The organism is Bacillus sp. 165, assembly GCF_017742235.1.
GTDB lineage: Bacteria > Bacillota > Bacilli > Bacillales > Bacillaceae_G > JAGHKQ01.
In genome coordinates, this window is record NZ_JAGHKQ010000003.1 from 59,025 (window position 1) to 74,916 (window position 15,892).

Genomic DNA, 15,892 nt, shown 5'->3' on the forward strand with positions numbered 1-15,892 from the left:
ATATCGGCAAAAGCAGCGTGAAATCGGCGGAAGTGGTGAAGATATCGGCAAAAGCAGCGTGAAATCGGCGGAAATGGCGAAGATATCAGCAAAAGCAGCGAAATATCGGCGAACTAGCGCGTATATCGGCAAGATGACGAATTTCGACTGCTAATCTAAAAAAGGAGGCAGAGCAAACAGTATGATACTGCAGACAGAACGACTTGTCTTACGGAAGTTTACGGACGAGGATGCGGAGAAATTGTATCATTTGCTTTCGGATAAGGACGTGATGACGTACTATCCGTCAACCTTGACTAAGGAAGAAGCAAACAAATGGCTCGATAATATATTAGTGGAATATGAAAAATACGGAGTGAGCTGGTGGCCGGTCTATACAAAAGAAGAAAACGCATTTGCCGGACAGGCAGGCTTATTATATCGAAATTTTGATGGCAGAAATACATACTTACTTTCATATATGCTTCATAAAGAGTATTGGGGAAAAGGATATGCGACAGAAATCTCGAAAAGTATTATTGAATACGGCTTACACGAATTACATATAAAGAGAATTGATTGTCCGATCCGCCTTGTCAATACACCGTCTATTCGCGTTGCAGAGCGGCTGGAGCTTCATTTTTCCGGAAGAACAGATTATAAAGGCTATGAGCATAACATATATTGGATTGACCGTTCTGAATAAGGATTATAAAAGGGGGAATGGATATGGGAGAGAAGATCTTATGGTATATAGCAGCTATTAATCTTATTAGTTTACTGTATATGGGAGAGGATAAGCGAAGAGCTAAAAACGGTAGCTGGCGAATTTCGGAAAATACATTATTTTTGCTTGCGGCAATCGGCGGGGCGTTAGGCGGACTCGTCGGCATGTATTTATTTCGCCATAAAACACGAAAAAGTGCATTTGTGTTTGGCTTTCCCTTATTGCTGATTGTTCAAATTGGATTGATTGTATATTTCAAATTCTAAAATACTGTATTTCACATTTAAAGGAACTAAGGAGAGATAGTATGGATAAAGAGAAAAAGCAGGCAGCAATTGAAAAGCTGACTGATACGCAGTATAAGGTTACGCAAAAAAACGGAACGGAGCCGCCGTTTCAAAATGAGTATTGGGACTTTAAGGGTGAGGGCATTTACGTGGATATTGTGTCTGGAAAGCCATTGTTCAGCTCGCTTGATAAGTTTGATTCAGGGTGCGGCTGGCCGAGCTTCACAAAACCGCTTGAAGATGAAGAAGTTGTTGAGAAAAAGGATTTTAGTCATTTTATGATTCGTACAGAAGTGCGCAGTAAAGAGGCAGATTCTCATCTTGGCCATGTATTTGATGACGGACCGAGAGATACAGGCGGACTGCGGTATTGTATTAACTCTGCAGCGATTCGTTTTATCCCGAAAGAAAAATTGGAAGAAGAAGGATACGGAGAGTTTAGCTCTCTTTTTATGAAAGAATAAACGACGGATTGGGCGAAGTGCTCAATCCTTTTTGTATGCACGCAAAAGTGTTTTGGTTTTTCCTTTTTTCTGGAAATAGTTTCTGGTTTCAAACATACATACAAAAATGATAGTCTATAAGAAGAGGTTGATAGATTCTAGTATTTTTGCATTCTATCATTTTTCTTATGGAGGTATCATCATTGAAAACAAACATCATGAAGATTGTGGCAAGTATCTCTCTTTTAGCTCCAGGTGTGGTTGCTTTTGGAAATAAAGCGGAAGCAGCAAGCGATAAGCAAGGTACAGTTACAGCTTCAGCATTGAATATAAGACAATCTCCAAATACAAAGGCAAAGGTGCTCGGCACATTATATAAAGGGAATACAGTTTCTTATACAGATTACAACAGTTCTTGGGTTAAACTGACGTACAAAGGGAAAATTGCCTACGTTTCTAAATTGTATATTAAAGGCAGTACTACTACAGCAGTGAATCCTCCGGTGCAATCGAATGCATTTAAAGGAACAGTAACAGCAAGCGTGTTAAATGTAAGAACGAGTGCGAGCACAACTGCGAAAATAGTAGGAACACTGAAAAAAGGAACAGTGGTAGAGATTACAAAGAGCGCGAATGGCTGGTACTATGTAACGGCAGGTAATGTAAAGGGCTGGTGCTCAGCACAGTATATTACGAAAACAGTAACGACTGTACCAGTAGAGCCTCCAGCGCAATCGAATGCATCTAAAGGAACAGTAACAGCAAGCGTGTTAAATGTAAGAACGAGCGCGAGCACAACTGCGAAAATAGTAGGAACACTGAAAAAAGGAACAGTGGTAGAGATTACAAAGAGCGCGAATGGCTGGTATTATGTTACGGCAGGCAGCATAAAGGGCTGGTCTTCGGCACAGTATATTACGAAAACACAGGATCCTGCACCAACCCCAACTCCGGATGTTAAACCAGTAGCAACAGACTATAAAACTATGGATATTCGTTATCCGTCTAAGGTGACTGCTCAAGAAATCAATGATTATATTAGCAAATATGAAACTTATACAGGTAAAAAGAGTGTGTTTAGCGGGCAAGGTCAGCTATTTATTACGATAGGTACCGAAACGGGAATTAACCAACTGATTTTGGCAGCGATGGCGATTCATGAATCTGCCTATGGGACGAACTATTTATCTAACTGGAAGAATAATTTATTTAGTGTAGGAGCGTATGATTCCAGCCCCTATGATTCTGCTTACATGTTTACTAGCGTTGAACAAGCCGTTCGATACCAAGCATATTTCTTAAAATCAGGGTATTTAAATCCGTCATCCTGGAAGTTTAAGGGCTATTATTTAGGTGATGCGGCAGGCGGATTAAATTATTACTATGCGTCTGATAAGCAGTGGGGAGAGAAAATTGCCAACCACGCGAATAAAATTCACCCGTTTAATGCTACAGAGTATACGAATATTTCTATTATGGACAAAACAGCTTCAGCGATTGCTTTGCCTGAAACTGTAGATATGTTTTCTTCGGAAACGAAAGCAACGGCTAATGCTGTACTTTCGGTAAAAGGGACAATCGACGGATCAGAAGTTACGACGATTCCGCAAGGTGCAGAATTTACAGTACTTGCAAAATATAATAACCAATGGTTTAAAGTGGAATACAACGGCACAATTGGATATTTTAAAGTGAATTTATCTACGTACAAAACGTATTTTCAAATTAAAAATTTAATCCGAACAGCTGATTATAAATATTACACACAAGTATTGGAAAATGATGTTCCGGTATTGGCAAACGGTCAAACGCAAGTATATGTGAACGGGCAAGTTCAAAGCATAAGCACGTCCGGAACGGAGCAAGTGTACCGCTAAAGAGGAGAATTTCTCCTCTTTTTATTTTGCTTGAATTTGGAGTATGTATACGCTGAATTTTTATAAAACGAAAATAAAGTTTACATAACAATGTTATGTAAACTTTATTTTTTTATTGTAAAAACAAAATACAAAGAATTATAATGAATAATAGTTTCACTATGTGAAGGAAGGCGGAGGGGAAATGGAAAAAGAACGATACTCTGATGAGACGATGGGAATACTGTATGCTTCATTCTCATATTTGCTTTGGGGATTTTTACCTTTATATTGGAAGTTAATGAATCATGTGCCGTCTAACCAAATTTTGGCCCATCGTGTATTTTGGTCGTTTATTTTTATGCTGGTTATACTAGGTGTAAGTAAAAAATGGGGACAGTTTACAGTTGAGTTCAGAAGGATCCGTACAAATCGCAAGCAGTTTTTGTCTTTACTGGCGGCGTCTATCACTATAAGCGCCAATTGGTTTATTTACATATGGGCAGTGAATAAAGGGCATGTGATTGAAGCTAGCCTCGGCTACTATATTAATCCGCTTGTAAATGTAGTATTAGGCATTGTGATCTTAAAAGAACGATTAAGCTTTTGGCAAACTTTCGCCGTTTTGTTGGCGGGAGCAGGAGTGCTGCTTTTAACGTTCCGTATCGGTTCTGTTCCGTGGATTGCTTTATCCTTGGCTATGAGCTTTGCTACGTATGGACTGGTAAAAAAGATGACAAACTTAGATTCGGTAATCGGACTTACAGTTGAAACGATGGTGATTGCACCTATTGCGTTTATATATTTAATTTGGCTTGAATGGAACGGAACGGGGTTATTTTTTTCTCAATCTGTTTCTACGACGTTTTTATTAATGGGAGCAGGCGCAGTGACAGCCGTTCCGCTTTTATATTTTGCGAAGGGAGCACGGTTAATTTCGTTGTCATTGATAGGGTTTTTACAGTATGTAGCTCCTTCCATCAGTCTTTGCCTCGGCGTATTTTTATTTCATGAAAACTTTACGAAAACTCATATCTATGCGTTTGGGTGCATTTGGTCGGCTTTAATGATCTTTTCCATCGCTAAAACAAAATTTATGGTCAGCATGCAGCCGAAGTTGAGAAAGTCAATGAAAGCGTCGTAGCATCCAGCATTTGCTATTTTTTTTATGAAGTTTTAATATAGAATGTACCACGCCTGAAAAGAAAGCGAGGACATCTAATGGAAGTGATTTTTAAAAATGACCCGCTTGTCGCGGCGATTATTGCATGGTTTTTAGCACAACTTGCGAAGGTAGTCATTGCTATATTTCGAACCGGCCGCTTTGAGCTGGAACTATTTTTCTCGTCAGGTGGAATGCCAAGTTCTCACTCTTCCACAGTAACTGCATTAGCAACCTCAATCGCTATTGATGATGGAGTGGAAAGTACAACGTTTGCGTTAGCCTTGATCTTTGCCGTTATTGTTATGTATGATGCATCTGGTGTTAGGTTGGCAGTAAGCCATCAAGCTAAAATCTTAAATGATTTCTTTCACGGCAAAATGAAAAATTATAAAATGCTAAATGAGCTTGTTGGACACACTCCTTATCAGGTTATCGCTGGTGCGATACTCGGAGTAGTAGTTGCTGTTTGGTATTGTCATTAAAAAAAGCTAATTCATGTGGATTGGCTTTTTTTGCATTTTCTTAGTTCATATAGTGCACGCCTCAAGAATAAGGTATAACGATGGAAACAAAAGAGGTGTGAGAGATGATGCAAAAGCAACAGATTTGGGAAGAGATACAAAAAAGGGTGCAAGAGTCGCGTCACCTCCAGAAGTCGAATGGAGCATGGCGCTTTATATTCGAAGGTTCCCTATTAACTGATGCTGCCATGATTATGGTATTGCAGTCGTTAGGAAGCAATGATCAGCTTGTGTTTCAACTGGCAGCGAGATTACAAAAGCTGCAGCAGCCAAACGGAGCGTGGACATTGTATGATGATGAAGGAGAAGGAAATCTCACTGCAACAGTTCTAGCCTACAATGCTCTTTTATTTTCAAAAACAGTGAGCAAGGAAGATAGCAGGATGAAGCAAGCAGAAAGGTTTATTAACAAAAAGGGCGGACTGTCTCAGACACATTTTATGACGAAATTTTTATTGGCGGTTCATGGGCAATATCCGTGGCCGAAGCTATTTCATGTTCCCACTCCGGTGTTTTTTCTTCCATCTTCTTTTCCTTTCAATATATTTAAATTCAGTAATTACGCACGCATTCATATACTGCCTATGATTATTTGCGCTAACAAACGATTTTCATTACCTTATGCAGCACCTGATTTAACTCATCTCATGGCAGAATCAGAAGATGCAGAGTGGTTTTTGCAGAACAGAAGCATCGGATTGCACAATCTTTTTCAAGAGATTAAAAAATTGAAACGGTACCCGTCTGAATATAAAAAGATGGGGTATGCATATTTAGAGAAATTTATGCTCGACAGAATTGAACCGAATGGAACGTTATACAGCTATGCCAGTTCAACGATTTTTATGATTTATGCTCTGCTTGCCTTGGGTTATCCAAAAACATCACCTGTGATTCAACATGCGCTGCAAGGATTACACTCATTGCTGATCGAAACGGAAAACGGAGTGCATGTGCAAAATTCGCCTTCGACTGTTTGGGATACAGCGTTGTTAAGCTATGCTTTGCAGGAGGCTGGGGTAGCGGAGCATGATTCTATGATTCAACATGCCAATACCTACCTGCTGCACAAGCAGCATACTCAAAAGGGAGATTGGAGTGTGCATGCTCCGAAGACTGCTCCTGGAGGCTGGGGATTTTCACATATTAATACAAAGGTCCCGGATATAGATGATACGAGTGCTGCTCTTCGGGCGATAACACGAGAGGCTGTTAAAAATGAAACGTATCGTGAAGCTTGGAACAAAGGAGTAGAGTGGCTGCTTGCTATGCAAAATACAGACGGTGGATGGGCAGCGTTTGAAAAAGGGGCTAATAATGAAATGCTGACTCTCATCCCGCTTGAAAATGCTAATGATGCCATTATTGATGCGTCTACTGCAGACTTAACCGGGAGAGCATTGCAGTTTTTAGGTACTTATGCAGGTTTGACAATGGAGCATTCAGCAGTTAGAAAAGGGGTAGAGTGGCTGCTTTCTAAGCAGGAAGAAAATGGCTCGTGGTATGGCCGCTGGGGTATTTGTTACGTGTACGGAACATGGGCAGCCGTTACCGGATTATGCGCTGTCGGTTTAACAAAAGAACATCCAGCGATTCAAAAAGCAGCAGCATGGCTGGAGTCTATCCAGCACGAAAATGGCGGCTGGGGAGAATCCTGCAAAAGCTGCGAAATCAAGCAATATGTGCCCCTCGGCTACAGTACGCCGTCACAAACTGCATGGGCAACAGATGCTTTAATTGCTGTGTATGGCCAAGAAAGAAAATCCATTCAAAAAGGAATAGCGTACTTACTGCGTCAACACTCATGGTCGAAACAAGAAATACAGTATCCGACTGGCCTCGGCCTGCCAGGGCAATTTTATTTTCGATATGAGAGCTACAACTATATTTTTCCATTGCTTGCATTAGGGAATTATATGAAGCGATATACAGACTAAAAAAGAAGGCGATGCCTTCTTTTGCTTTATTGCTTGTTTTTTTGGCGGGCGTCCGCTGCTTTCGAGCGTTCTTGTGCTTCTAAATCGTCTTGATCGGCAAGTTCTTGTGAAAATTCAATATCTAACCCATCAGTTTTAATGCTTTTTCCATATTGATCTTGCTGCTGCTTTTTCATATTACATCCTCCTTTGTAGTGTTGTACTTCATTATCATTCCATAATTGGAGATTTTTATGTGTAAAAACAGGAGGTCTTGGTTCACTTGTCGAAAACGATGTAGAACAATAAAACATAAAGGGGAAGAATGAATATGACCAGCTCGCCAGAAAAAATTGCAGTTGTAACGGGAGCAGCAAGAGGACTTGGGAAAGCTATTGCAGAAAAGCTTGCTTCGTTAGGGATTCATGTTGTGATAAGTGATATAAACGTAGACGGAATACAGGAAACAACACAAGAACTCACGGAAAAGGGATATAAAGCAAGTTACTTTCAGGCTAATGTAGCAAACCGTGAAGAAGCGAAGGCCCTTATCGCTCATACAGTAGATACATACGGAAGACTTGATATTTTAGTAAATAATGCAGGCATTACAAGAGATGCGATGCTTCATAAAATGGAAGGACAGCAATGGGATGATGTGATTGCAGTCAACTTGACAGGAGTATTTAACTGCATGAGTCCAGCGGTTCAAGTGATGCGGGAGCAGCAATCAGGCCGTATCGTAAACATCTCATCAGTGAGCTGGCAGGGAAATGTTGGGCAGGCAAACTATGCAGCAGCAAAAGCTGGATTAATCGGCTTAACGAAAACTGCGGCAAAAGAATTATCAGCATACGGCATTACATGCAACGCTATTTGTCCTGGCTTCATGGACACTGATATGACCAAAACCATTCCTGATAAAGTAAAGGAAAAAATGATTGCCGCCATACCGGCAAGACGAATGGGCAAACCAGAAGACATAGCAAATACAGTTGCATTCTTGTCTTCAGATGAATCCAGTTATATTACAGGAGAAATTGTAAATGTAAGCGGAGGATTACATTTCTAATAAAAGCAGTGGAAAGCACACAAAGATGAGCCGTTGTGCTTTCTTTTTATTGCTATATGTTTAAAGATATAAACCGTATGCTACGAAAAAAGCATAAAAAAGGGGTATGTCATGTTATTTTATTGAAATAAAAATAGATTATACTAGTTAGTAATAAAATTGGGATAAAGGGTTATTTTTTTTATATCTTAAAATAATGAAAACCTTAGAAAAAACCGTTTGGTTTACATAATGTTTTTTGCCTTTGGTCAATATTTGAGACACCATACATTTTAGCTCTTGAAAGCCTTGGGAGAGTAAGGTAGAATAAAGGTACTATAGAAATAAAAAAACCTCGTTTAGAGGATTAACACTTTTTTATACAGGGCATTGTGAAACACCCTGCTGTATTATAGAAATAAAAAAACCTCGTTTAGAGGATTAACACAAGTAGGTAACTTATTTCATTTGTAGTACTCTACCTTGAGAATAGAAATAAAAAAACCTCGTTTAGAGGATTAACACAACGGAACAAAATAAAACAAAAACCCCCCCACTATCAATAGTAATAGAAATAAAAAAACCTCGTTTAGAGGATTAACACATCATCTTTTACTTGATAGACAGTTCCATCAGCCGGTGCATATAGAAATAAAAAAACCTCGTTTAGAGGATTAACACACAACAAAAAAAAATCCAACAAATATTAACACCCCTTTAATAGAAATAAAAAAACCTCGTTTAGAGGATTAACACACAACAAAAAAAAATCCAACAAATATTAACACCCCTTTAATAGAAATAAAAAAACCTCGTTTAGAGGATTAACACATCCAGTCAGTCGACCTGACTTTATGGAAATTTCAAATAGAAATAAAAAAACCTCGTTTAGAGGATTAACACAGAAGTATTTACTGTTTTCTCAGATTCTTTCTCAGATTCATAGAAATAAAAAAACCTCGTTTAGAGGATTAACACACTTTTCGATTGCCACATAATCAGGTGTGAAGTCATATAGAAATAAAAAAACCTCGTTTAGAGGATTAACACATTGAGAAATTTTCGTTAAAATCGGTTCAACTTGCTCCTATAGAAATAAAAAAACCTCGTTTAGAGGATTAACACAAGAGGGCTGAGGCGTGAAGGGTTGCCTCCTTTACTACATAGAAATAAAAAAACCTCGTTTAGAGGATTAACACATGAAAATTGTAGTTAGTTCGTTTGGTGTTAACGAACTATATAGAAATAAAAAAACCTCGTTTAGAGGATTAACACAATGATAGACTCCGCCCATGCAGAGCCATTGCCTTGCAATAGAAATAAAAAAACCTCGTTTAGAGGATTAACACTTTTTTCCATCTCCGAAAGGATCACCGAAAGCTCCTCGATAGAAATAAAAAAACCTCGTTTAGAGGATTAACACACCCGCATATCGTCTGAATACTCATAAACTACATATAAAAAGACGTGCAAGCTGCTCATTGTTTGCACGTCTTTTTTTGCAATAAAATACTATTGTGATTTTTTTCTGAAAGAACAGAAAATTATGACAATATTAAAAACATATATACTATTTGAGAAAGATAGGAGTGTTTTTATGTTAGAGACCTTTGTTATACATATGACTCCATTCAATCAAGAACGAACGATTCGAGTATATGTGCCGAAAGAGTAATATGAGGGAGATAAGCGTTATCCAGTTTAGTATATGCATGATGGGCAAAATGTTTTTCAAAATGAAGATGCGGTTGGAGGAATCTCGTTAAGGTTAGAGGAATATTTGGATGAAAATGGAGTAGAGATAATTGTTGTTGCCATCGATTCGAAAAAAGGGGAGGAGCGGATCAATGAATATTGTCCGTGGATCAATGGTGAATACAGCAAAAAGATGGTGGGCGATACAAGTACACTAGGAGGAAAGGGAGGAGCATACGCAGAGTTTATCATTCAGGATTTGAAACCATATATAGATAAAAAATATCGTACTATGAAACAGCAAAATTATATGGCTGGTATATCCTTAGGCGGGCTGATCTCTACATATTCTGCTTGCCGTTATCCGAATCTTTTTACGAGAGTAGCAGCAATTTCCTCAGCTTATTTCTGAAATCAAGAGGAAATTGAAAGGTTAATAAAGAGTTCAGATTTATCGTCAATGGATAGGTTTTATCTCGATGCAGGAACGAGAGAGGCAGCTGATGATGAGAGAATCAACAAGGAATTTCTTGCTTCCAATACAGCAGTATTTGAAATGCTGAAGGAGAAACTACCAAATATAAAATTTGAAATTGTGGAAGGAGCAGAGCACAGCTATCACAGTTTTAGAGAAAGAGTTCCGTCTGTTTTTTCGTTTTTTGTTAGATGATCTTGCGAAAGAATAATATTCAAAAGCAACAAGCATGACATAAGCCATGCTTGTTGCTTTCAGGATAAATGCTTAATACGAAAATAAATCCCTATTTTACTTTCTCTCCTAAACCAACGATGACAGGAAGTGCTTTGTATCCATACACAAAGGCGCTCGGAACAAGCTGAAGCTCTTTTTGTGTATCGAGTTCCATGTTTGGAAAAGCCTTCAGCATCTCCGTAATACAAATTTTCGCTTCTAATCTAGCAAGCTGGGAGCCGAGACAGAAATGAGCGCCGCTTCCGAATGAAATATGGTTATTAGAGGTGCGATGTATATTAAAAACATTAGGCCGTTCAAATACGGCTTCATCCCGGTTCGCAGACCCGATCCAAGCCATTACTTCTTGTCCTTTCTTAAGATGCATCCCTTTCAGTTCTATATCTTCCGTGACGAAACGGTTCATGGCGTGAACAGGGGATCTGTAGCGAAGCGCTTCTTCAATGGCTGATGGTATCAATGCCGGGTTCTCATACAACTCCTCCAGAGCATCAGGGTGTTCAAACAACGTCAGCATTGTATTAGTCACAAGGTTAGTTGTTGTTTCGTTACCTGCGACGAGAAGGACAAGACAGAAGCTTAACAATTCTTCCATATTTAGTTTTTCTCCATCCACTTCTGCGGCAAGCAGAGTCGATACTAAATCATTTTTCGGCTCAAGCTTACGTTGGGAGACGATTTCTTGGAAATAGGAATATAATTCTAAAGTTGCTTTTCTTTGCTCTTCAAGCAGCTTTGTCATTTCTTCAGGTGCAAGGGATTGCGTACCAGATACTAAAACATTAGACCATTCTTTGAATTTGGCGCGGTCTTTACCCGGCACACCTAGCATTTCCGCGATAACGATAACAGGGAGCGGATAGGCGATATCCTTTACTATATCAATCTCACCTTTTCCTTGAATTGCGGCAAGCAGTTCGTGTGTAACGGATGTAATGCGCGGTGCGAGCGCTTGAATGGCTTTCGGGGTGAAGGCTTGGCTGACAATGTTTCGGTATCTTCGATGAGTCGGCGGATCTAAATCTAGTAAGCTCGGGATCACTCCGTTACGATTTGAGCTGAAACGCTTATAATCTTGTAATACCATTTGCACATCCTCATGGAGAAACACATCCCAGCAATTGCGTACCGGATCAAATGCAACGGGAGAGTCCTTTCGCATTTTTTTATACCAATCGTAAGGTGAGTGTGCATCATTTAAGCCTTGCGGGCGTACAAACAATCCATAGCTTTGCCGCTGCTGTTCCATTCATATTCCTCCTTTATATATGAAAAACTATTTAGATAAAAGGCTCCCGAGTATTATTCGGGAGCCTTATGATTAGTTCATATTAATCCAAACGCTTTTTACTTCTGTATAGTTGTTTAATGCATAAGAGCCCATTTCACGTCCGATGCCGGATTGTTTATATCCTCCAAATGGAGAAGCTGCATCAAATGCATTATAGCAGTTCACCCAAACTGTTCCTGCACGCAGGCGGTTGGCGATATAGTGAGCATTCTTCACATTTTCTGTCCAAACACCGGCAGCAAGACCATAATTGCTGTTGTTTGCACGGTTAATGACTTCATCTAAATCTTCAAACGGCATGGCAGCAATGACAGGTCCGAAAATTTCTTCCTTAGCGATAGTCATTTCGTCCTTTACAGCAGCAAATACAGTAGGAGAAACGAAATAGCCTTTATCAGACGGATTTGTTCCGCCCACTACAACTTCAGCACCTTCGTTTACGCCTTTTTCTATGTAGCCTAACACGCGGTTTTGCTGTTCCTGTGAAACGAGCGGTCCAATTTGCGTCTCAGGATTTATACCTGCACCTTGCTTTAAGTTCTTCGAATATAAAATAAGGTCTGCTACTACATTGTCGTACATCTTTTTCGGGATAAAGAGACGAGAGCCTGCACAGCAAACTTGGCCTTGATTAAACATAACGCCGGATAATGCGCCTGGAATGGCACGAGATAAATCAGCATCTGGTAAAATGATGTTCGGTGATTTTCCTCCGAGCTCAAGCGTAACGCGCTTTAATGTTTCGGAAGCTTGTCGCATGATTGTTTTTCCAACTTCCGTTGAGCCTGTAAAAGCAATTTTATCAACAAGCGGGTGGTTGACTAAAGCTTGTCCAGCAGTTTCGCCAAAGCCTGGTACGATGTTGATAACACCTTTTGGGAAGCCTGCTTCTTGAATAAGCTCAGCAAGATACAGAGCGGAAAGAGGAGTCTGTTCGGCAGGCTTTAACACTACCGTGCATCCTGTTGCCAATGCTGCTCCGAGCTTCCACATTGCCATTAAAAGAGGGAAGTTCCACGGAATAATTTGGCCGACAACACCGACAGCTTCATGGCGTGTATAGTTGAAATAATCTCCGGCAACCGGGATTGTTTGACCGACAATTTTTGTTGTCCAGCCTGCGTAATAACGGAGGTGCTCAATCGCAAGCGGAAGGTCGGCATTAAGGGTTTCTTGAATCGGTTTACCATTGTCTAATGTTTCAAGCTGCGCAAGAGCTTCTTTGTGCTCTTCCATTAAATCAGCAAGCTTGTACATTAAGCGTCCGCGTTCGGCATTGCTTATTTTGGACCAAGGACCCTCATCGAATGCCAAACGAGCAGCAAGGACAGCTTTATTAATATCCTCACGACCGGCTTCCGAAACAACAGCTAATGTTTCACCTGTAGCAGGGTTAGGAGTTTTAAACGTTTTACCGGAAGCGCTTTCAACGAATTCACCGTTGATAAACAGCTTTTTTGTACCTTTTAAAAACTGCTCTACTTTTTCGTGAATACTCACCGCTACTTGACTCATTACAATACCCCCTTAATAATTGTTAAAGAATGGAACAGTTATTCATCCCAACCCAATAATATACTTAATATTAAGAAAATTCAAATTTCATTTCTGTTACAATTGTTAAAATTTATGTAATAGAATCTAGGAGGACAGGGGAATGTAAGAGAGGGAGGTGTTAGAATGGGAAAAAAAGTGAAAAAAGATCCGTCCAGAGCGAAGCTTGGTTCGTCACAGGTAGAAGGACAAGGAACGACAAACACAGAAACGGGAAGTGTAGAAGCCCCATCTTCTCGTCATAAGCAAAAGCAATCGTAGACTCACAGATTTTCTGTGAGTTTTTATGTTATAGTGTTAGAAAGGAACAGAAAGCCGAATGAAAGGGCGAATCAGAAATCAGATTCATTGTGGTTAAGGTAGCGTGTATGCATGTGATCGATGTTTTAAATGATGAGTTCTTATATTGTTGCAATGTAGGTTTGCGAGGTGCAATATGAGAAATGCTTGTAGATGTAAATCCTCTCTAATTTATCGAAAACACTAACTGCTACACGGTACAAAAAATGGAGTTCATATAACATCTTTAAGTAGAAAAATTAAAAGAAACAAGAAGTAAGTACAGAGCAATCGTATACTCACTTCTTATTCATTCTTCTTATTATTTGTTCATAATAAATAATAAGAAGAATTTGATGTGGTAATTATTTTTTTACAGCTTCTAGCTTTTCCTTTATTTCGATATTATTCATATGGCACCATACTTGGAACAAGCCTGCAGCAATGCGCTCAGCCACGTCTGTATCTCCTAAATATTGAGTATGAGATGCTGGATTCCAGCTTGTAAGTATGTTTCCTACATTTACTTCAATATCTTCGTGTACCGCTTGTTCGTATTCATCACTTATTATTTTTAATGGATATCCTAAAATATCATCCTTGTCATAGAAATTTACCCACTCACCCTTTAGATTGGGGTGTTTAACCTTCATTTCTGGTGCGGGAACAACAATAGGATTATTCAGACCATTCTCATATCGTAAGCTCCATAAGGGCAGTGTTGTACCAAGTGTATAGAATAAAGACAGGGTTTCCCCCTTTTCTAAAGCAGTATCTTTACCTGTCTCTCTTTTGGCTTGTAGGTCATAGAAATAGTTGCTGGCGATAACTGAACCTAAACTATGGGAGATCACGCATAAAGGTACATCCGGTCCTGCCCATTGGGATAGATTTTTAAGAGTCTCTCCGAATGCTTGATGAACGCGTCTGTAGTTGTCTCTACCTCCTTCGACAGGCTGGTAGGCGATTGCATCTGCCATATAGCTAATGACTAACTGACGGAGCTTTGAATAATCTAAGCCCTTCTGCAGTACTGCTTTTTCAAACAGCTTATCTTCCCTAGGTTGGAATACGTTCTCCCAATTCACAAATTCTGTGAAAATTTGAGAGGAAGGATCATCTGTGTAGGGCTTAATTTTTTGTTTAAAATACTTTTCTATTAATTCTCTTGTTTTCTTTTTATCTATGAAATTTCTATCATGACCTATCCCATGAATAATAGCAATGGCAATGGGCTTTTTTTTCATATTATTTCTCTCCTTAGGTAACTGAGAGCGTGTCAAATCAGCTCAGTTACAACATTGTTTTTATGATGAAGATTTGTTCTATTCTATATAAATCTCGTTTGATATTTCGACATGTAGGTCTATCAAATTAGGATAGTATGTAGGAGTATTGGACCGATTAATCAGTCGGAAAATTAGCTTACACTTATATGAATTAGTCTGAAACGAGAAAGTGGGTATTGATAGATTTTAAGAGAAGTAAATATTTTTCCTCTATTTGTTTACCGAAGGGTGTGTGATCTTGTACTATGCCTCTAATATTCTTATTCAAATCGATAGAACTGACTTGTAGTTTCGACTGATGATTCTGAAGTAGTTATGTTATGAATTTACCGTTACCCTCCATCACATACGTCAATCTTAAGCCTAAATATCTTTGCATTTCTACAAAAGGGAAGCATTATGAAGTCATATAATGAAATCACCTCTCTTAGAAAAATAATTTGATGTAAAGTAATATATTACATTTAATGGATAAAAAAACCTGCTTATTTATATCGTTGTATTAGATTAAAAAATTTAATAGAACATTCAATTCTCTATCTTTCATTCCAATTATGTTTTGCTGCATAAATCATGACTTTTACACACATTGACTTAGTATACAAAACTTATTCATCTTCAACACTATATATCGAAAGTAAAAGTCAGTTATATAAATATCGACCTCAAGAATATTAAGCAGCCCTCCATACACAGGGAATCTGATAGGCAAACAAAAACAAAACTTTTCATTTATTGATTCAGAGAGTTTGAAAGTCGAAATGACATTATCAAAATAGACAAATTACATATGTCCAAGCAGTGGCCGTCTCCATATACTGTATAGTTATTGCAAAATGGAGGAGCTAAAGCTGTGGATCAACTATACCGATTAATTGGTAAGCCTGTCGGGATTTCCCTGCGAAACGGAAAAGGTGTGTCAGGTGTTTTATGTGATGTGAAAGGAAACTATGTATACGTATTAGACTATTTGTACGACCAGCAGTTTGCTACCTTTAAGTATGGATTTAATGAAATTCAAAACATATACCACTTTCCTTCCTGCCGTTCTGAAAGAAGCTAAAACTGTAAGAGACAATGAATCCATTGTCTCTTTTTTCTTTATGAACCAATGATATTGTCCCAGG

General features: G+C 38.9%; 16 protein-coding genes and 1 CRISPR repeat array. Of the genes, 12 read left to right on the forward strand and 4 right to left on the reverse strand.

Going from position 1 to position 15,892, the window contains the following annotated elements:
• Positions 1–181: 181 nt before the first annotated feature.
• From J7Q84_RS05235 to shc, 7 genes are all read left to right on the forward strand, one after another.
• A complete protein-coding gene (locus J7Q84_RS05235) occupies positions 182–685 on the forward strand; it encodes a GNAT family N-acetyltransferase (protein WP_209093394.1) in 504 nt (167 codons plus the stop codon).
• A 23-nt stretch (positions 686–708) separates the two neighbouring features.
• Positions 709–972 (forward strand): DUF1294 domain-containing protein, encoded by a 264-nt coding sequence (locus J7Q84_RS05240; RefSeq protein ID WP_209093395.1) that lies wholly within the window; start codon positions 709–711, stop codon positions 970–972.
• Positions 973–1,013: 41 nt separating this feature from the next.
• Complete coding sequence (gene msrB, locus J7Q84_RS05245) at positions 1,014–1,457, forward strand: peptide-methionine (R)-S-oxide reductase MsrB (protein ID WP_209093396.1); 444 nt, start codon at positions 1,014–1,016, stop codon at positions 1,455–1,457.
• A 182-nt stretch (positions 1,458–1,639) separates the two neighbouring features.
• Positions 1,640–3,313 (forward strand): SH3 domain-containing protein, encoded by a 1,674-nt coding sequence (locus J7Q84_RS05250; RefSeq protein ID WP_209093397.1) that lies wholly within the window; start codon positions 1,640–1,642, stop codon positions 3,311–3,313.
• A 184-nt stretch (positions 3,314–3,497) separates the two neighbouring features.
• The gene (gene rarD / locus J7Q84_RS05255) at positions 3,498–4,436 is read left to right on the forward strand and encodes an EamA family transporter RarD (protein ID WP_209093398.1); all 939 of its coding nucleotides are present in this window, start codon (positions 3,498–3,500) and stop codon (positions 4,434–4,436) included.
• A 77-nt stretch (positions 4,437–4,513) separates the two neighbouring features.
• Positions 4,514–4,939, forward strand: a complete 426-nt coding sequence (locus J7Q84_RS05260; RefSeq protein WP_209093399.1) for a divergent PAP2 family protein — start codon at positions 4,514–4,516, stop codon at positions 4,937–4,939.
• 104 nt (positions 4,940–5,043) lie between these two features.
• Complete coding sequence (gene shc, locus J7Q84_RS05265) at positions 5,044–6,915, forward strand: squalene--hopene cyclase (protein ID WP_209093400.1); 1,872 nt, start codon at positions 5,044–5,046, stop codon at positions 6,913–6,915.
• A 26-nt stretch (positions 6,916–6,941) separates the two neighbouring features.
• Here the strand turns inward: shc and J7Q84_RS05270 are convergent, their stop codons facing one another.
• Entirely contained in the window at positions 6,942–7,091 is a 150-nt protein-coding gene (locus tag J7Q84_RS05270; RefSeq protein WP_209093401.1) for a YfhD family protein, read from the reverse strand.
• A 134-nt stretch (positions 7,092–7,225) separates the two neighbouring features.
• Between J7Q84_RS05270 and fabG the strand changes: the two genes are divergently transcribed.
• The 3 genes from fabG (at position 7,226) to J7Q84_RS18280 (ending at position 10,310) form a co-directional block, all read left to right on the forward strand.
• Entirely contained in the window at positions 7,226–7,966 is a 741-nt protein-coding gene (fabG, locus tag J7Q84_RS05275) for a 3-oxoacyl-ACP reductase FabG (RefSeq protein WP_247739101.1), read from the forward strand.
• A gap of 317 nt (positions 7,967–8,283) precedes the next feature.
• A CRISPR array of direct repeats spans positions 8,284–9,369; the repeat unit is 37 nt; unit sequence ATAGAAATAAAAAAACCTCGTTTAGAGGATTAACACA.
• A 284-nt stretch (positions 9,370–9,653) separates the two neighbouring features.
• On the forward strand, positions 9,654–10,052 hold the full coding sequence (locus J7Q84_RS18275) for an alpha/beta hydrolase (protein WP_247739102.1): 399 nt from the start codon (positions 9,654–9,656) through the stop codon (positions 10,050–10,052).
• Positions 10,053–10,100: 48 nt separating this feature from the next.
• A complete protein-coding gene (locus J7Q84_RS18280) occupies positions 10,101–10,310 on the forward strand; it encodes a hypothetical protein (RefSeq protein WP_247739103.1) in 210 nt (69 codons plus the stop codon).
• 91 nt (positions 10,311–10,401) lie between these two features.
• Here J7Q84_RS18280 and J7Q84_RS05285 read toward each other — a convergent pair whose 3' ends face one another.
• Positions 10,402–11,601: a cytochrome P450 gene (locus J7Q84_RS05285; RefSeq protein WP_209093403.1), complete on the reverse strand. Its 1,200-nt coding sequence runs from the start codon at positions 11,599–11,601 to the stop codon at positions 10,402–10,404.
• 72 nt (positions 11,602–11,673) lie between these two features.
• The gene (locus J7Q84_RS05290) at positions 11,674–13,158 is read right to left on the reverse strand and encodes an aldehyde dehydrogenase family protein (RefSeq protein ID WP_209093404.1); all 1,485 of its coding nucleotides are present in this window, start codon (positions 13,156–13,158) and stop codon (positions 11,674–11,676) included.
• A gap of 165 nt (positions 13,159–13,323) precedes the next feature.
• Here J7Q84_RS05290 and J7Q84_RS05295 point away from each other — a divergent pair, with 165 nt between their 5' ends.
• Positions 13,324–13,458, forward strand: a complete 135-nt coding sequence (locus J7Q84_RS05295) for a YuzL family protein (protein ID WP_209093405.1) — start codon at positions 13,324–13,326, stop codon at positions 13,456–13,458.
• Between the two features lie 383 nt (positions 13,459–13,841).
• On the opposite strand, the gene J7Q84_RS05300 is transcribed toward J7Q84_RS05295, so the two are convergent.
• Positions 13,842–14,723 (reverse strand): chemotaxis protein, encoded by an 882-nt coding sequence (locus J7Q84_RS05300; protein WP_209093406.1) that lies wholly within the window; start codon positions 14,721–14,723, stop codon positions 13,842–13,844.
• An 895-nt stretch (positions 14,724–15,618) separates the two neighbouring features.
• Between J7Q84_RS05300 and J7Q84_RS05305 the strand changes: the two genes are divergently transcribed.
• Positions 15,619–15,828: a hypothetical protein gene (locus J7Q84_RS05305; RefSeq protein WP_209093407.1), complete on the forward strand. Its 210-nt coding sequence runs from the start codon at positions 15,619–15,621 to the stop codon at positions 15,826–15,828.
• Positions 15,829–15,892 lie beyond the last annotated feature (64 nt).